This window comes from Methanobrevibacter sp. (genome assembly GCA_022775905.1).
In the GTDB taxonomy this organism is placed as follows: domain Archaea; phylum Methanobacteriota; class Methanobacteria; order Methanobacteriales; family Methanobacteriaceae; genus Methanocatella.
On record JALFJX010000009.1, the window covers coordinates 39226 to 56980 of the forward strand.

Here is a 17755-nt window from a genome sequence, read left to right on the forward strand (position 1 = left end):
CCTAAAAAACATTAATATAAATTAGTGTGCTGCTTTAGCAACTCTTTCTTTCTCTTCAGCTTTTCTTAAAGCAAAGCTTCTTGAATCTTCTTCGGATGCAAGAATTAATTCATCAGCTAAACATTCAGCAACAGATTTTCTGTTTTTGAATGAAGATTGTAAAGTACCTCTAGTTAAGAAACCTAATGAAAGGTCAACTCTTCTTTGTGGAGAAATATCTACAGCAACTTGGTATCCAATACCACCGTATTTAATACGGGTAGTTTCTTCACGAGGTGCAGTGTTTTCAACTGCTTTAACTAAAACTTGAACAGGGTTCTTTTTAGTTCTTCTGTTGATAATTTCTAAAGCATCTTTAACAATATTGTAAGCTTTATTCTTTTTACCAGAGTTGAGATGGGTTCTCATGATTTTGTTCATTAACCTTTCAACAATGGATACTTTAGATTTTGCGAATTGTCTTTTTACATGTCTACCAGAAGTATGTGGAACTAAGGTTTCATCTAAGCAGATGTATTTTACTAAACCTAAGTCATCTACTTTTACTTCATCGAGATCCCATTTATCGAATAATTTACTCATAAATATAACCACCTTATCTTACAGGTTTTTCGATTTTCCCACTTACCATTTCTGATAAAGCTACGTTATTAACTTTGGAAACTTTCCAACGAACTCCCGGAATATCCCCCATGGATCTTCCAGATGGTCCACCGATTCCTTCAATCATTACTTCATCGTGCTCATCGATAAATCCAATAGCGCCATCACCTGGTGCGAAAGCGGTTAATTGTTTACCGTTTTTAATTAATTGAACACGTACACATTTACGAATAGCAGAGTTAGGTTGTTTTGCTTCTATCCCTACTTTCTCGATTACAATACCTCTAGCTTGAGGAGCTCCTTCGAGAGGATCTGCTTTAACATCTAATCTTAAAGCTCTTCTTTTGTAATCTACATCTTTCCACTTAAAATTTTGTCTATTTTTTTTAAGTTTTTTTGCAGCAAAAAGTCCTGGCATAATTTTTCCTCGAATTTTTTTATCTTAAAAACATATCAAAGAATCCACCGCTGCGATTTATACTATAATCTTATAGTACAATCTAAATTCTAAGATATAAATCAGTAATAATAATATAATAGATAAAACAAGTTTACCTAAGAAGATATCTTGAAATAATATTAAAAACCTTGACAAAAAGCACACGTAGTCAAGTTATAACCAGTACAGATATCTTATGATAATTTATATAGTTTAACCTTTATAAAGGTATGTATTCAATATATTAATAAATAAAAAAAAGTAATTTTTAAAAAAAATAAATTAAAATAAAATAGCTCGAAAGCTATTTTAAAATAATATTATCAATATCATGTTGTCTATTAGCTAATAATTTAGCTCTTTCGATATTAATTCCGTTTTTACCGATAGCAATACGTTTGTTGGTATTGTCTGCTGTGACAATAGCTATTTTTTCACCTGACTGTTTTTGACTTATTTTAACAGACTGTAACTTTGCAGGGGATAAAACATTTTTGATAAATTGTATTGGATCATCATCTAATTCGATAATTTCAACACTTTTATCTACTGCTCTTTGAACTTTAGAAACAGAACTTCCACCTTTACCGATAGCAAGTCCCATGTCACCATTTTTGACAATGAAAGTGACTTTTCCATGTTCATCATCGATAATGCAATCTTTAACCATTGCTCCAGTCATGCTTTCGAAAAGAGCTATGAATCTAATTTCATTTGCACTAAGTTTAATAGACACTTAAATCTACCTCAAATCGTCTAATATTGTAGAATCTCCTGGATCGTTAACGATTAATGTAGCAACTGTGAAAGGTTTACCACAAACAGACCCTAAATCTACACTAGTTCCATCATATACAATAGATGGGATTTCGGAAAGATTTGCATAATATTCAACATCTTCAATAATTTCTTTAGGAGCGTTAGCAGCAACAACAACGAGTTGGCCTTTTCCTAATTTTAAAGATTGAATTGATTTTTCAGAGCCTAAAGTTACATCACCAGTATCGACAGCTACTCTGATTCCTCTATCTACGTCCATCATCTAGCCTCCTATTCATTTTTATAATCCATTTTGACACCGATAGAACCGGTACCAAGAGGTATTGGTTGTCCAATAATAATATTTTCGATGATACCTGTTAAATCATCTACTTCACCACGAATACTTGCGTGGAGTAAATGTTTACCAGTTTCTTCAAAAGCTGCACGAGCTAAAACACTTGATTTTTCACCACTAATACCATGTCTTCCAATAGATTTAACAACACCTTCGGAAGTCATAATATCTGCAACTAACATAATGTGTCTTACATCAACACTAAGACCTTGTTCTGAGAGAGTTTTTTGAGCTTCGTTGATAATTGATCTACGAGCTGCTTCAATACCCAAAACTTGACCGATTTCGTGAATATTGTTGGTGGTAGTTCTAACTTGGTCAATACCTTCCATACTGAGAACCTTTTTAAGGTTGGATCCTTCAGTGTGAATAATCCATTCTTCATCACGACGGATAATGACTCTTCCAATATTTTTAATACCACTGATTTGTAAATCACGGAATTTGTCTGCTAAAAGACGAAGTTCCCTAATAATGAAATCTGAATCGGTTTTAGTGCTTGATAAAACAATATTGTCACCATTAATTGTAGCTTTTTTAAATGCTTTTAAGATTTTTGCATCAATTTCTTCTCTGTCGAGTCTTTTTTCTGCAATTTTCTTATTATCTAAAACAGCTTCAACTTCCATGGTTCCATAATTTAAATTGAAATCTGAAAGAATATCGTTAATAGTACTTTTACCAATTTTATTAGCTAAAGTTCTAACAAATTCTTCATCATCACGTTTATCTTCAGTGAAATAAATATCCATAGTTGGAGTTTTGATTTTTTCTCTAGCATCCACAATTTCAATAAGTCTCGGAAGACCTAATGTTACGTTTAACTCAGTTACCCCTGCATAGTGAAAAGTACGCATAGTCATCTGAGTACCAGGTTCACCTACAGATTGTGCAGCTACTGTTCCAACAGCCTCTCCAGCTTCAACATGAGCTCGGTCATAGGCCTGTTTGAGCTTAATAATGAGTTTACGTAATTCATCATCAGTCAAATTTTTACTGATATAATGTTCAGCTAAATCTTCGATATAACTATCTGCAAAATCAATGCCGAGATTTTCAGTCTCATTAATTTCATCAATCATATCAATAACTTTAGTTATAATTTCATCCATAGTTACACCTATTTACCTTCCATTTCAATTTCATCAGCATCTTTCTCTGAAGAAGAATCCATCATCCTAATTTCGCTAATAAGTTTATTTAAATCAGCAGGTTTACCGAAGTCAGATTTAGCTGGATCTACACCATCTTCACCGAACATGGTTTGGATAACGTTTCCTTGGTTATCAGTAACAAGTCCTGTGGATTTTACTTGTAAATCTTGTAAAGCGTTTACAAGTCTTCTTTGCATGTAACCGGATTGTGCGGTACGAATCGCAGTATCTACAAGACCTTCTCTACCACCCATTGCGTGGAAGAAGAATTCAATTGGGTCAAGTCCAGATTTATAACTTGAGTGAACAAATCCTTTCGCTTTTGCCCCTAACTCACCTTTCTTGAAGTGAGGTAAAGTTCTTTTAATGTATCCTCTTTCGATACGTCCACCCCTAACTGCTTGTTGTCCTACACAAGCAGTAATCTGAGTAAGGTTCAACATGGATGCCCTTGCACCAGTACGTGCCATTACTACAGAGTGGTTTTCAACTGCCATTACATGGTCATAAGGATCATCGAGAGATTGTTTACCCATGTTAAGATAATGTTCTGCAATTTGACCAGACATATCCCTTGCTTCACCAAGTACTTGCATGATTTTCATCTCTAAAGTCTCTTCAAGACTTCTACCAGGTAAAGCTTCAAGATAACCATCTTCATAAGCTTCAACAAGTTTATCTACTTCTGCCATCTTATTTTCCAAGTGCTCGTTAATACGATCTTGAGCTTCACGAGGAATTTCTTCATCGTTTAAACTGGTAGTAATACCGGTTTTCATGATTCCACAGATAGCAAGGTCAGTAGACCTATCTAAGAACTCTTTAGCTCTTCCAGGACCATATTCTTTAACAATCTTATCTAAGATTTTACCTGAGAAAGAACCATATGCACTTTCATCTATTGCACCTTGTGTGAGAATTCCGTTTTTAATTACTACTTCTGCATCTTCAGGTGGGTAAACTACAGGACATTTGGAAATTTCAGCACTGTAAGATAAGTTTAAGTCATTAGGTAATAATAAAGAGAATAACTCTTTACCAGTCCAATTCTCACCTTTATCTTTGTAAATATAAGACTCTTCAACATCAATTGGAATTTCAGAGTCAGGTTTTAAATCAAGAGTAGTTTTTAAAACCCATTGACCTTTTTTGAATTCTGGTAATTCAAGGTGAGATTTTCTGATAATTTGCAATGCTTGTTCTTCAGTAAATTCAACACCATCACGAGTTAAGAGGTAAGCACCACTAATATGATCGTGAATTGCACCAATAATTGGTCCTCCAAACCTTGGAGATAAAATGTGTTCTTGTACACGCATTAATGATTTTGCCTCAGCACGAGACTCATCAGTCTGGAAAACATGCATGTTCATTTCGTCCCCATCGAAATCTGCGTTGTAAGGAGGACATACACACAAGTTTAACCTGAAAGTTTTATATGGTAATACTCTTACTTCATGTGCCATCATACTCATTCTGTGAAGAGAAGGTTGACGATTGAATAAAACCATATCCCCATCTTTAAGATGTCTTTCAACAATAATACCTGGTTCTAATGTTTCAAGAATGTACTCTTTAGATTCATCAGTTACTCTTCTTTTTCTTCCATCCTTCATGATTACATAATTTGCACCAGGATGAACATCAGGACCATTTTCAATGCAATTTCTCATTTCATCAAGGTTCCATTCATTTACATAAACAGGTACAGTTACCTCTTTTGCAATCATTTCAGGAACACCGACTTCGTTAATACTGATGTTTGGATCAGGTGAAATTACAGTACGAGCTGAGAAGTTAACCCTTTTACCTGAAAGGTTGGATCTGAACCTACCTTCTTTACCTTTTAACCTTTGTGTTAAGGTTTTGAGTGGTCTTCCGGATCTGTGTCTTGCAGGTGGAACTCCACTAGCTTCATTATCAAAGTAAGTAGTTACGTGATATTGTAATAATTCCCATAAATCTTCAACGATTAATTGTGGAGCACCAGCTTCCATGTTTTCAAGTAAACGTTGATTAATACGTAAAATATCAACAAGTTTGTGAGTTAAGTCATCCTCAGACCTTTCACCAGTATCAAGAATAATTGAAGGCCTTACAGTTACAGGAGGAACAGGAAGAGTAGTTAAAACTAACCATTCTGGTCTTGCAACTTCAGGATTAACACCTAAAACAAAAGAATCATCATCAGAAATTCTTTCAAGCCTTTCACGAACTTCAGAAGCAGTTAACTTATAATCCTCAGTCAAATTATTAAGAGATATAATGTCCTTGAAGATTTGTTTTAAACGAGTGTTATTTACTTCATAAGTCTCATCAATATCATCAGCAGTAGTCAAACGAGATTTAACAATGTCAATTACAGTATCAACATCATTCAATTTCTCACATAAACGGGTTAATAAATTACTGTTGATTAATAATTTGTTCTGGAAGTTTGATTCAATTACATCTTGAAGGATTACAACTTTAGTTTTTGTTTCAACTTCTTCTACAGTTTCAGTTTCACCAGTTTCTTCATCAGTGACTTGTTTTGTAACTGGTTCCTCATATTCTTCTGAAGTATATCCAACAATTTCTTCAGCTAATGGACCAATATCTGCAATAGTAATACTATCAGAAGGTTTAGCTTCATTGAATACTTTTTGGAATTCTAAAAGAGGATCAATACGTTGAACGATTGAAACTGGTTTATCAAGAATAATTTTATCTTGGATAGCTGCACAGTGAGGGCATTCATCCTTTTTAGCCTTATCATAAATCTCTTTAAGAATATCAGAGATACTTTCATTTTGAGCTTTAAGTTCTAAAATGTCATGAGTGTATTTTTTAATTTCATCATCATCTAAAAGAACACGTCCACACTCATTACAAGTAGATTTTAAAAGTTTATGAATAACATCCCCAAAACCAACGTGAATAACCGGTCTTGCTAATTCAATACGACCGAAGTGACCTTGACAAACTCCACCTTTAGAACCACAGGTTTTACATTTTAAACTAGGATCAATAACTCCTAACTGAGGATCCATTAAACCTTTATCAATAGGGAATCCGTCATCACCATAGGTATCAGGATATTCTACCCTAACAACAGACATCTTACGAATATCATCAGGAGACATTAAACCAAAATTAATTCTTTCAATTTTTTTAATAAATGCTGTCATGTATTAACTCCTTTAATAATTTTATGCTTTGTCTCCTAAAATCAATTTAGGGAAAATACATAAACTCTTAAGTTCATCTAATAATAATTTGAATGCATATGAGATTTCAACTGGATATGTTTCTACATCTCCACAGATTGGGCAGTAGGTTTTATGATTGTTATCTTCTACTGCTAACATACCACAGTTTTCACATACAACTGCTGTATATTTGTCAGATTCATCGAGTAATCTTTCTTTTAATGTTAATGCTGCACCGTGTGCAATAAGACAATCTCTTTCCATTTCTCCAAATCTTAAACCACCTTCACGTGCTCTACCTTCAGTAGGTTGACGTGTGAGAACTTGTACAGGTCCTCTGGAACGAGCATAGACTTTATCAGTAGTCATGTGGTGTAATTTTTGGTAATATGCAACACCAACGAAAATTTCTGCATCTAATCTTTCACCAGTTACTCCGCTGTATAATGATTCACAACCTGCAGATTCAAATCCATTATCAAGGAGTAATTGTTGAATTTCATCTTCAAGAGTTTGGTTGAACGGAGTTGCGTCAACTCTTTCACCTTCAAGACATCCAGCTTTACCTGCAACCATCTCAAGCACCTGTCCAATAGACATCCTGGATGGAATCGCGTGAGGGTTAACTATTAAATCTGGCACTACACCAAATTCAGTGAAGGGAATATCTTCTGGAGATAATATTAAACCAATAACCCCTTTCTGACCGTGTCTTGATGCGAATTTATCCCCAAATTCAGGTTGTCTTGTGTCCCTTACTCTAATTTTAGCTAATTTGGAACCTTCAACAGTTTCGGATAAGAGAACTGCATCAACAATACCTTTTTCACCATGTCTGACAGTAACAGAAGTTTCTCTTCTTCTTTCAGTAACTCTTGTACCAAGTCCTTCCTCTAAGAATCTTGGAGGTGAAGTTTTACCAATTAACACATCACCTGATTTTACTACAGATTCTGGGTTTACAACACCATCATCATCTAAGTTTCTGTAAGCTTCATCTGATCTGTAACCTTTGATGTTTTTATCAGGCACTTCAAATTTATCCCTTTGACCACCAGCATATTTCTTTTCAGAAGTATCATATGCTCTGAAGAATGAAGATCTTGCAAGACCTCTTTCTAAAGCACCTTTGTTGATAACCATTGCGTCTTCCATGTTATATCCTTCGTAAGACATTAATGCTACAACAAAGTTTTGACCGGATGGTCTTAAGTCATAATTGGTTGAATCAATAATACGTGTTTTAACGATTGGAGTTTGAGGATGATGCAATAAGTGAGCCCTAGTATCAGTACGTAATGCATAGTTAGATACATATAATCCTAAAGCTTGTTTTGTCATACCTGCTTCCATTGTGTTCCTTGGAGAGGAATTATGATCAGAGAATGGAATAATTCCAGCACAAATACCTAACATAGTAGCAGGGTCGATTTCTAAATGAGTATGATCTTCACTTAAATCAGCCAAATTCATTGCAATGTAGGCATTTTCTTCCTCTTCAGCATCTAAGTATTCAATGAGACCTTCACTAATTAAATCATCCCAAGATAATTTACCATTAGCTATTTTATTCATGTGTTCTTCTTTTAAGAGAGGAACTCCCTCTTTGACAATGATTAAAGGTCTTCTTGCCCTACCAGGATCGTTGAATATATAAATCTCATCATTATCTTCATAGTAAGTAATGTTCATCTCATGAGAAATTATACCATTTCTTCTTTTTTCTCTCATTTCCTGAGTGAAAGTAATAGGATCTTCACAGTAACCTAAAAGTTCACCGTTGATATAAATTTTAGTGTTAGGATGTTTCTTGTTGAATACAGGAGGTTGTTCATTAGTAGGTTTAATTTCTTCAACAACTTCTTCAATAGGTTCTTCAACCTCAGATTCTATCACAACAACTTCTTCGATAGTTTCATCAATAGGTTCTTCAACCTCAAATTCCATCTCAACAACTTCTTCAACTGGTTCAGTTACATCTTCAGAAACTACTTCCTCAGCTAATTCAAATTCAGGGAAATCTTTTTTGTAGGATTCCCATTTAGCTCTACGTTTATCTTTTTTGAATGGAACATTTAAACTATCATCAGCTTTTAATTCATCATTATCAAAGTAAGATTCAATGAATTGAGCATGATTATTAATTTTTTCCAATGCTTCTTCATCATCAGCGAATTTTTCTTTTAATTGAGCAATAACATTATTAACTTCATCAAAAGTAGCTAATCTTTCAAAACCAAAATAATAAAATGCCTTTTTTTCTTCAGTTTCAGGTTTTTTATAATCTTCAGACAACATTCCACCTCCTTAAATCAATTCAACATCCATTTGTTCAATAACATCAATAATCTCTTGTTCGTCAGAACCTTCAGAAATATTACACAATAAAGCTAAGTTCTTTACCAAACCACAGTTAGGTCCCTCAGGAGTCTCATTTGGACAGATTTTACCAAATTGAGTTGGGTGCAAATCTCTTGCTTCAAAGTGAGGTTGACTTCTAGTTAACGGAGATACAACACGTCTTAAGTGAGAAAGGGTTCCCATATAACTTGTTCTATCTAAAAGCTGACTTACACCAGCTCTTCCACCAACCCAGTTTCCAGTAGCAATTGCATGTTTAATGTTTTCAGTTAGAACATCACTACGAACTGCTTGTTTGATTGAAAGTTCTTTACCACGAGAAAGACTTCTTTCAAGTTGATAACTCATATCTCTTGTTAAATTAGTAAAAGCAACTCTGAATAAATCTTCCATTAAGTCACCGGATACTCTAAGCCTTTTGTTAGTGTAGTGGTCCTTATCGTGAGGATCTCTTTTTTCTTCAATAACTTCCAATAACATTTCAGTCATTTCAGCAAGATAGATTGCTTTATCATAACATCTTTCTTCTTCAATACCCATATGAGGTAATAAATAACGGTTGATAACATCCTTAGCACGTTTATAACGATAATCTTTAGGCATGTTTTTAGCTACTCTATTACCAATGTATTTAATAGCAGCATCTTGTAAATGTTGTCTTCTTTCTTCTTCAGTACCATTTTTAATTACAGACTGATCTATGAATTTATCTAATTCTTCAGAAGAAACTTGAATATCATCTGCAATCATCATCTGGAAATTATTATCATCAGAAATAGCAGTAATAATCTCTTGATCAGTAGATAATCCAAGAGCTCTTAATAATACAACTAATGGAACTTCTCCAGGAAGATATGGGAAAGAAATTCTTAAAAATGCTTTATTTTTACGTGGTTTTTTATATTCTAAAGTAATTCTAGCCCTAAAACCACTTTTAATTGAAGTTACAACAGCTTTAGCATGTCTTTCTTCAACTTCACCTATACGTTCAAGAATAATTTTATTCGGTGCAATCTCTTCCATAGTAACAACAGCTCTTTCAGAACCGTTTACAATGAAGTATCCTCCTAAATCTTGAGGGTCTTCGTGTTTTTCAATTAATTCTTCATCACTAAGACCATTAAGATGACAAATATCAGATTTAAGCATAACTGGCAATTCACCAATATATACTTCTTCTAACTTATTATCTTCTCCTTCTTCATTTAATGCCATTTCAAGATACATATCTGCAGAATAATTTAAATTCCTAAGTCTAGCTTCAGTAGGGTCAATAATACTTCTAGAACCATCTGCTTCTTTGTTAGATGGTTTTTCAATACGTATTTTACCAGTTTTTAAAGTATATTTACCATCATCTAATGAAATAGGTTCAGTAATATCAATAATATTTTGAATCCTATTATTTACAAAATCATTGTAGGATTTTATATGATGGTCGACTAAATCATATTTATCGAAAAATGCATCAACTAATTTCCAATTATTCACTGTCATGAACATCCTCCAATTACATAAACGCAATAAAAATAATTAACTAAATAAAAATAATAAATAAAGGAAAATCCTAATAACTAAATCATTTAATCATTATTCTTAATTTACTCCTAACTATCTTTTCTAAGATAATTCCTCTCAAACTAAGTTCAAATTTATTATAATGAATTTCCAAAAAAAACAAAAAAAATATAGAAATTAATATATAAACTTCACTAATTCTAAATTTATATTACTCTTCAACAATCCTATAAGTAACAAAAACACCCGCAGTTTGACTTTCACGAGTTATTCTTAAAATATCGCCTTTTCTTGCACCAATAGCTAAAACAACAGGGTCATATACTTTAATTTTAGGAAGATTCTTAAAATCATAATCCACATCACTAAATTCGCTTGAAATTTCTTCTTCAGTCATGATTTCATGCTTTGGTACAAGCATGTGTTTTTGAATATTAAATTTAGTTTCACTTTTCAAAATAATTTCCTCCAAATAGAAAAGTTAAAATATAAAATTAGAAACAGGCCTGACGGGAATTGAACCCGCGGCCGCTTGGTTAAAAGCCAAGCGCTCTGCCAGACTGAGCTACAGGCCTATGAGATATGTTAACACTATTTAAGTTTCGAAGCGCCCTGGCCGGGATTTGAACCCGAGTCGCGGGCTCGACAGGCCCACATGATAGCCCCTACACCACCAGGGCATAGAACCTCAAACAGTATAACAATACACTATTCAATTATTATGTTTCTTATCATATATAAATGTTTCGGAAAAACATATTTTTTTCCAAATTTTTAAATATGATTTCAAACAATTAACTGAAAATCCCGCCTGCCGGACTTGAACCAGCAACATTTGGATCTACAGTCCAACGCTCTGCCAAATTGAGCTAAGGCGGGTAAATGGGTCCGCCCGGATTTGAACCGGAGTCTCAGGCTCCCAAAGCCCAAAGGATCGACCAAGCTACCCTACGGACCCACACACATAATAATGTATGCAGATAACATACTAATTATAAGTTTATACGATGTAGTATATAAATGTTTCTATAATTATTCATAATTATGAAAAAATTACTACATGAATACAAAATTAAAAGCCCCGGACGGGAATTGAACCCGCGACCACGAGATTACAAGTCTCGCGCTCTACCAGACTGAGCCACCGAGGCACAGTTTTAATATTGTATAACAAAATTAATTATGTTAAAAGTCACTTAAATAGTTTACTATAATTCAAATTAAATCAAGTAAAATTATAAATAATAAAAAATTATAATTAATAATCATGACAAATAAAGAGACTGAATTATTTAATAATATAAAAGGAAATTTAACAAAAATTAAAGAAAAAAATGCTCTAACTCATTGTATCACCAATTCAGTTACAATTAATGACTGTGCAAATGCAATTCTCGCTATAGGAGGATCACCATTTATGGCAGAAGATGCAGAAGAACTTGAAGAAGTTGTTACAATAGCTGATGTTTTAGTAATAAATATCGGAAAATTAAGCAAAAACCAAATTGAAGCAATGAAAATTAGTTGCAAAACTGCTGATGAAACTAACACCCCAATCATATTAGATCCAGTAGGAGTTGGAGTAACAGAACTTAGAAATAAAACAACTATGGAACTGATTGAAAACCATAACATTACTGCAATTAGAGGAAACATAAGTGAAATCAAAGCAATTGCAAAATTATCTGGAGTTTTAGATGAGAGTAACGCAGCAAAAGGCGTTGATGTAAATGCTGATGATATCATAACCAAAGAAAATCTAAAAGCTAATGGTGAATTAATATCCACACTGGCTTCAAAATTAGACACTGTAATCCTAGCAAGTGGACCTATTGATATATTAACCGATGGAAAAACAACAATTGCTATTAATAACGGAGATGATATGATGCCATTAATTACAGGAAGTGGCTGTATGTTATCTTCAATTGTTGGAAGTTGTATTGGAGGATCAAATCCATTAGAAGGAACTCTTATTGCAATTTTAGCAATGAACCTTGCTGGTGAAAAAGCAAGAGCAAAAGTTGATGAAAGAAATGAAGGTACTGGATCATTCAGAACATACCTAATTGATTACTTATATAAAACAAACAGCGAAACTTTAATTAACGAATCAAACATTATGATATTATGAAAACTATTGATTTATCCCTTTATCTTGTAACCGACAAAAGTGATGATGTTGAAAAATTCCTGAAAACCATAGAAGAAGCCATAAAAGGTGGAGTTAGTGTAGTTCAAATTAGAGAAAAAACTGCTGAAACATTAGATTTCTATAATTTAGCTTTGAAAGTTAAGGAAATTACAACAAAATACAATGTACCTTTAATAATCAATGATAGAGTTGATATAGCATTAGCCATAGATGCAGACGGCGTGCATGTTGGTCAAAGTGACATGCCCTGTGAAGTTACAAGAAAACTAATCGGGACAGATAAAATTTTAGGCGTCTCAGCTGCAACAATAACCGAAGCAAAAAAAGCACAAAAAGATGGTGCAGACTACATTGGAACTGGAGCAGTATTCCCAACTGCAACCAAAGATGACGCACCTTCAATTACAAAACAAAACTTAAAAGAAATTGTTGAATCAATTGACATACCAGTAGTTGCGATTGGTGGAATTAATAATGATAATGCATCTGAACTAACAGATACTGGAATTGCAGGATTGTCTGTCGTAAGTGCAATAATGAGTGCTGATGATCCCAAAAAAGCATCAGAAGAGTTATTAAATATTTTTAATAACTAATTTTTTATTTTTCAAAAATATATGATGTCATAGACATTGATCCCAATTCACAAACATTATTAAATATTTTTACATCCTCTTCTTTTGATACAGCGCCCAAAATATTTAAAAGAGGATAGAAATGGTCTGGAGTTGGTATTGCAAGTTCACTGAATTCCAAGTCATTATAATTAACTATTTTTTCGAAATCTCCTTTTAAAATAGTACTTTTAATATCGCTGTCAAATTTATAAGCCCAATCATAGCCATCATCCATTCTCCAGTCAACCATTCCCAAATTATGAACAATATTTCCACTTCCAATGATTAAAGCACCGTCTCCCCTCAATGGCTCCAATCTTTTTCCAATTTCAAATTGTTCAAGAGGTGTTAAGTTTCTATTGACACTTACCATTACAACAGGAACATCTGCATCAGGATACATATTTGATAAAACTGACCAAACGCCATGGTCAATGCCCCAATCATTATTTACCTCAGCATCATCCCAAGCAACTTCAATGCCTTTTCAGCATATTGAGGATGACCTTCAGGTTCATAATGCACCTGATATAGTTCATCAGGAAATCCATACATATCATTAATCTGTTTATTAACATCAGCAGTTCTTACAAACAACTTTTCACAATACCAATGAGATGATATGGCTATTATTACTTCAGGTTTTCCTAAGTATTCTCCCATTTTTCTCCCTTGAGGAATGTATATATTGTCACCTATTGCATTGGTTGGTGAACCATGCCCTACAAAAACAACAGGCATCATCTGTTTTTCAGTCATTTTATATCTCCTATAAACTTTCCATTACAATTATCTAAATATGATATATCATATAAATGTTTGTATATTAACGAACAAAAATATTAATTAATAAAAAAAATAAAAAAGTAAAAGATTATTTTTTACTGTTTTTTAAGGCTTCAACAGCAGCAAGTTTTTTACCGGCCAACATACTGATACAAGCTCCACCACCACTACTTACATGACTCATTTGATCTTCACAGCCAAGTCCAGCAGTAGCTGCGGCAATATGTCCTCCACCAATAATTGAAAAACCATCAGAGTTTGCAATAGCATTAATCAAATCTTCTGTACCCATTGCAAAATTAGGGTTTTCAAATACACCGGCAGGACCGTTAGCAAATATTGTTTTAGCATCCCTTATTTCTTTTGCATACAAATCAATTGTTTTTACACCAATGTCAAAAATAGCTTCATTTGGGAGTTTGTCAATGTCAATATCTAATCTTTCACCATCTATTTCACAAGCTGCATCAATAGGATATTTTACTTTATCCCCAAACCTTTCGATTAACTCCCTAGATTTTTCAACCATATCCTCATAACCTCGACTTACAATGAAATCCCTATTAACTTGACCAATATCTGCACCAGATGCCCATAAAACAATATTTCCAACAATACCTGTTGTCAAAATAGCATCTGCAGTTCCATTGCTTAATACATTTTCCATCACATCAATAGAATCATCAGGTTTCATTCCACCAAGCAAGAATACGCAAGGATGCTGCACATTATCCAATGCATCCTGAATTACAGTTAGTTCTTTTTCCATCACTCTACCTGCAGCAGAAGGAGTGTTAACAGTAAAACCAACTAATGATGCCTGAGATCTATGAGCTGCTGCAAATGCATCATTTACAAAATAATCAATCAAAGGAGATAAATGTCTCACAAGCAATGTTTTTGATTGTTCTTCAGGTGTTCTTGAAAGTGATTCTTCAGAAAAGAAACGTGCATTTTCAAGCAAAAGAATTTCATGAGGCTTCAAATCACGAATAGCTTCCTTTGCAGTACTTGAAAATAATGAATCAATATATTTAACCCTTAAGTTTAAAATATCTGATAAAGCATCAGCATGTTGGGACAAAGTTGTGAAATCCTTTTTGCCCGGACGGCTTTGGTGTGCAAGAAGCACTACTTTGGCTCCTCTTTTAGACAATTCCTTGATAGTCTGAGCATGCAATTTCAATCTAGTATCATCCAAAATAATTCCAGAACCTGGATCTACAGGAGAATTAATATCAACTCTTACAAGAACAGTCTTATTTTCAATATCAAAATCATCAATTGTATTAAATTCAGCCATTTTCTCACTCTATAATTTACTTACCAAATCAAGTAAAGCATCTTTTGGGCTTTCTGCCTTAATGATACCTGATGCAAGCAATACTCCAGCAGCACCTAAATCCATAGCTGCTTTCATGTCATCACCAGTAGTGATACCTGCACCACATAAAACTTTAATGTTTTTGTTTATTTTTTTAACTTCCTTGACAGTATCTTCAACAACTTCCGGCTGAGCTTGAGATACAGGAATTCCAGTTCCAATGAGTTCAGGAGGTTCAACAGCAACAGCAACTGGATTTAAAGCAGCAACTGCTTTTGAAGTTTCAATATTATTAGTGCACACACATGATTCAATTTCGAAGTCATTGCATAGTTTTATAACTTCAGCAATGTCTGCTAATTTCATTCTGTTTTCAGAATGATTAATTAAAGTTCCGCTGATTCCTGCATCAACTAATGTATTAATCAAATTAGAACCAGTATGTCCTCCCGGAGCTACCGGATCAATGTGCTGAGCAAAAATAGGAAGTGAAGTTTCCTCACTTACTCTGTAAATATCTGCTGCCTGAGGAGCTGCAACCATAGTAATTCCAGATTCATTAGCAGCACTTTCCAAATCGTTTGCAAGTTCTAAAGCTTTTATACCGCTTGATTCTAAATAAGTTTTATAATTTAATATCACAATTGGTGTATCCATAATATCCCACAACAACTATTAATAATAATTATATTTGATTATCACCATTAAATAAATTTTTGATTATAAAGTCTATTTCTTGATAATTGAATATACTTTTCTTCAATATCATATCCAATATAATTTCTTTTGTTCTGAGCAGCTGCAATGCACGTTGTCCCACTGCCACAGAATGGGTCCAAGACAACATCACCCTCATACGTGTAGAGATTTATAAGCCTATGGGGCAGTTCAATTGGAAAAGGTGCCGGATGACCAATACGCTTTGCATTGACTGCTGAAAATGTCCATATGCTTTTTGTCCATTGAATAAACTCATCTCTCCCAATAGTATCTCTTTTTTCCTGTGATTTATTTTTAGAATAAGATTCTTTTGAAAATATTAATATGTACTCATGAAAATCCCTAAGCACAGGATTTGAAGCAGACATCCAGCTTCCCCAAGCACAAGAACCCCCAGCACTCGTAGATTTATCCCATATAATTTCACCACGCATCAAAAAGCCAATGTCAATCATGATTTCAATAACCATGGCATGAAGAGGAATATATGGTTTTCTTCCAACATTTGCAATGTTAATACACGCTCTGCCACCTGTGACCAGTTTTTTATATGTTTCACCAAAAACAGATCTTAACAAGTTTAAATATTCCTCCAATGTCAAATCATCATCATATTCCTTTCCAACATTATACGGTGGAGAAGTAATCATCAAATGAATACTGTTATCTGGAATCTCATCCATATTTTCACTGGATTTACAATAGAACTTATTTAAATTCTCATTTCTAATTTTTAATTCATTAAAATTAATAGTTTCACAGTTATTGAACTTTTCACACATTTTTAAGTTATAAAACTTTTTTGAATCATGAGATTGCCTTAAAACAGAACCAAATGATGATGTTTGAGTTTTTCTCTTCATTCAATTCCTCCTTATTAACTTTAAAAATTTCAATCCCTTGCTTTCATAATTATTTTCATCATTAGCCAATTCAATATATCTCCCCAAAGTTTTTGGATTTTCCATACCAGAAAAGAAATTCAAATCCTGTGAAAATAAATTATTGATGCTCTGTTTTAGTTCAGAAGTATTATTAAATCTAATATAACCCCCATGAGGAGTTGTCTTTCTGGTATTTCCATGATTTAAAGGAAATGGATTTAAAGACCAAAAACCCTGAATCACCCCAACTCTCTTTAGATAATCTGCTTTTTTACAAAATCCATTGGACAATGGAGCATTACCAATGACAATAATTGGAATCTTTGATGATTCGAAATTTGAAACCCTAATCCCAATGCATTTTCCAATAGCTTTTAATATTGAATCTGATCTTGTGAAACTAGGTTTTCCCTGATGATTTCTATAATCCCCAATTTCCACAACATTACCAGATTCTTCAAAATATTGCCAGTTCCAGACTATTGACATTTTAATCTCAAAAATGACCTTCACTTCACTTGGCTTTAGAATTTGTTTATTGGAAGTTGAAATGACAAGATCTGCTGGAGAACGTGAAGTAATACCCAATGCAGGAATTCTTGCTTGCCTAATTAAAAACAGATTTTCATTTTCAATCAACTTTTTAAATAATTCACAAACCCAATTTTCAGTGAATTCACCTATCAGAGAATTTCTTGACTGCAAGGTTGATTTTTTACCCCGATATCCTTTTGGCCAATATGCCAAATATCTCCCGTCAGTAGCCTTATAAAACAATTGACTTGGAAATGCAACTTTAACCGAATTAATGAAAAATAATTTTTCTTGATTTTTATTCCACAATCTCATGCTAAAAAATATAATTACTAAACATATAAATAGTTTT

Annotated in this window: 15 protein-coding genes, 5 tRNA genes and 1 pseudogene; 2 read left to right on the forward strand and 19 right to left on the reverse strand. The window is 33.5% G+C overall.

Annotated features, from left to right (window positions below; all coding sequences use genetic code 11):
- Positions 1-21: 21 nt before the first annotated feature.
- The 14 genes from MR875_02240 to MR875_02305 all read right to left on the reverse strand — a co-directional run bounded on the left by MR875_02240 (position 22) and on the right by MR875_02305 (position 11534).
- Positions 22-582, reverse strand: a complete 561-nt coding sequence (locus MR875_02240) for a 30S ribosomal protein S7 (protein ID MCI6993673.1) — start codon at positions 580-582, stop codon at positions 22-24.
- 13 nt (positions 583-595) lie between these two features.
- Positions 596-1021, reverse strand: a complete 426-nt coding sequence (locus tag MR875_02245; protein MCI6993674.1) for a 30S ribosomal protein S12 — start codon at positions 1019-1021, stop codon at positions 596-598.
- A gap of 325 nt (positions 1022-1346) precedes the next feature.
- Positions 1347-1778, reverse strand: coding sequence for a NusA-like transcription termination signal-binding factor (locus MR875_02250; protein MCI6993675.1), 432 nt, complete (start codon positions 1776-1778; stop codon positions 1347-1349).
- Between the two features lie 6 nt (positions 1779-1784).
- Complete coding sequence (locus MR875_02255; protein MCI6993676.1) at positions 1785-2084, reverse strand: 50S ribosomal protein L30e; 300 nt, start codon at positions 2082-2084, stop codon at positions 1785-1787.
- Between the two features lie 8 nt (positions 2085-2092).
- Positions 2093-3271, reverse strand: a complete 1179-nt coding sequence (rpoA2, locus tag MR875_02260) for a DNA-directed RNA polymerase subunit A'' (protein MCI6993677.1) — start codon at positions 3269-3271, stop codon at positions 2093-2095.
- A gap of 8 nt (positions 3272-3279) precedes the next feature.
- Positions 3280-6483: a DNA-directed RNA polymerase subunit A' gene (locus MR875_02265; GenBank protein ID MCI6993678.1), complete on the reverse strand. Its 3204-nt coding sequence runs from the start codon at positions 6481-6483 to the stop codon at positions 3280-3282.
- Positions 6484-6504: 21 nt separating this feature from the next.
- Positions 6505-8352 carry a DNA-directed RNA polymerase subunit B gene (rpoB, locus tag MR875_02270; GenBank protein MCI6993679.1) on the reverse strand — a complete coding sequence of 616 codons (1848 nt, stop codon included), beginning with the start codon at positions 8350-8352 and terminating at the stop codon, positions 6505-6507.
- A 459-nt stretch (positions 8353-8811) separates the two neighbouring features.
- Positions 8812-10362 carry a DNA-directed RNA polymerase subunit B'' gene (locus MR875_02275; protein ID MCI6993680.1) on the reverse strand — a complete coding sequence of 517 codons (1551 nt, stop codon included), beginning with the start codon at positions 10360-10362 and terminating at the stop codon, positions 8812-8814.
- Between the two features lie 232 nt (positions 10363-10594).
- Entirely contained in the window at positions 10595-10804 is a 210-nt protein-coding gene (locus MR875_02280; GenBank protein ID MCI6993681.1) for a DNA-directed RNA polymerase subunit H, read from the reverse strand.
- 80 nt (positions 10805-10884) lie between these two features.
- Positions 10885-10958 (reverse strand) — tRNA-Lys (locus MR875_02285).
- Positions 10959-10991: 33 nt separating this feature from the next.
- Positions 10992-11063 (reverse strand) — tRNA-Asp (locus MR875_02290).
- Between the two features lie 125 nt (positions 11064-11188).
- Positions 11189-11262 (reverse strand) — tRNA-Tyr (locus MR875_02295).
- A 4-nt stretch (positions 11263-11266) separates the two neighbouring features.
- Positions 11267-11341: transfer RNA gene (locus MR875_02300), tRNA-Pro, on the reverse strand.
- A 119-nt stretch (positions 11342-11460) separates the two neighbouring features.
- Positions 11461-11534 (reverse strand) — tRNA-Thr (locus tag MR875_02305).
- A 116-nt stretch (positions 11535-11650) separates the two neighbouring features.
- Between MR875_02305 and thiM the strand changes: the two genes are divergently transcribed.
- Both thiM and thiE read left to right on the forward strand, forming a co-directional pair.
- The gene (gene thiM, locus MR875_02310; GenBank protein ID MCI6993682.1) at positions 11651-12517 is read left to right on the forward strand and encodes a hydroxyethylthiazole kinase; all 867 of its coding nucleotides are present in this window, start codon (positions 11651-11653) and stop codon (positions 12515-12517) included.
- Positions 12514-13134: a thiamine phosphate synthase gene (thiE, locus tag MR875_02315; protein ID MCI6993683.1), complete on the forward strand. Its 621-nt coding sequence runs from the start codon at positions 12514-12516 to the stop codon at positions 13132-13134. The genes thiM and thiE overlap by 4 nt, the downstream gene beginning before the upstream one ends.
- Before the next feature lie 4 nt (positions 13135-13138).
- On the opposite strand, the pseudogene MR875_02320 reads toward thiE, so the two are convergent.
- The 5 genes and pseudogenes from MR875_02320 to MR875_02340 form a co-directional block, all read right to left on the reverse strand.
- A pseudogene (locus tag MR875_02320) lies at positions 13139-13818 on the reverse strand (dioxygenase).
- A 211-nt stretch (positions 13819-14029) separates the two neighbouring features.
- Complete coding sequence (locus MR875_02325; protein MCI6993684.1) at positions 14030-15244, reverse strand: phosphoglycerate kinase; 1215 nt, start codon at positions 15242-15244, stop codon at positions 14030-14032.
- Positions 15245-15253: 9 nt separating this feature from the next.
- Entirely contained in the window at positions 15254-15922 is a 669-nt protein-coding gene (gene tpiA / locus MR875_02330) for a triose-phosphate isomerase (protein ID MCI6993685.1), read from the reverse strand.
- A 47-nt stretch (positions 15923-15969) separates the two neighbouring features.
- A complete protein-coding gene (locus MR875_02335) occupies positions 15970-16848 on the reverse strand; it encodes a site-specific DNA-methyltransferase (protein ID MCI6993686.1) in 879 nt (292 codons plus the stop codon).
- On the reverse strand, positions 16849-17718 hold the full coding sequence (locus MR875_02340; GenBank protein ID MCI6993687.1) for a hypothetical protein: 870 nt from the start codon (positions 17716-17718) through the stop codon (positions 16849-16851).
- Positions 17719-17755 lie beyond the last annotated feature (37 nt).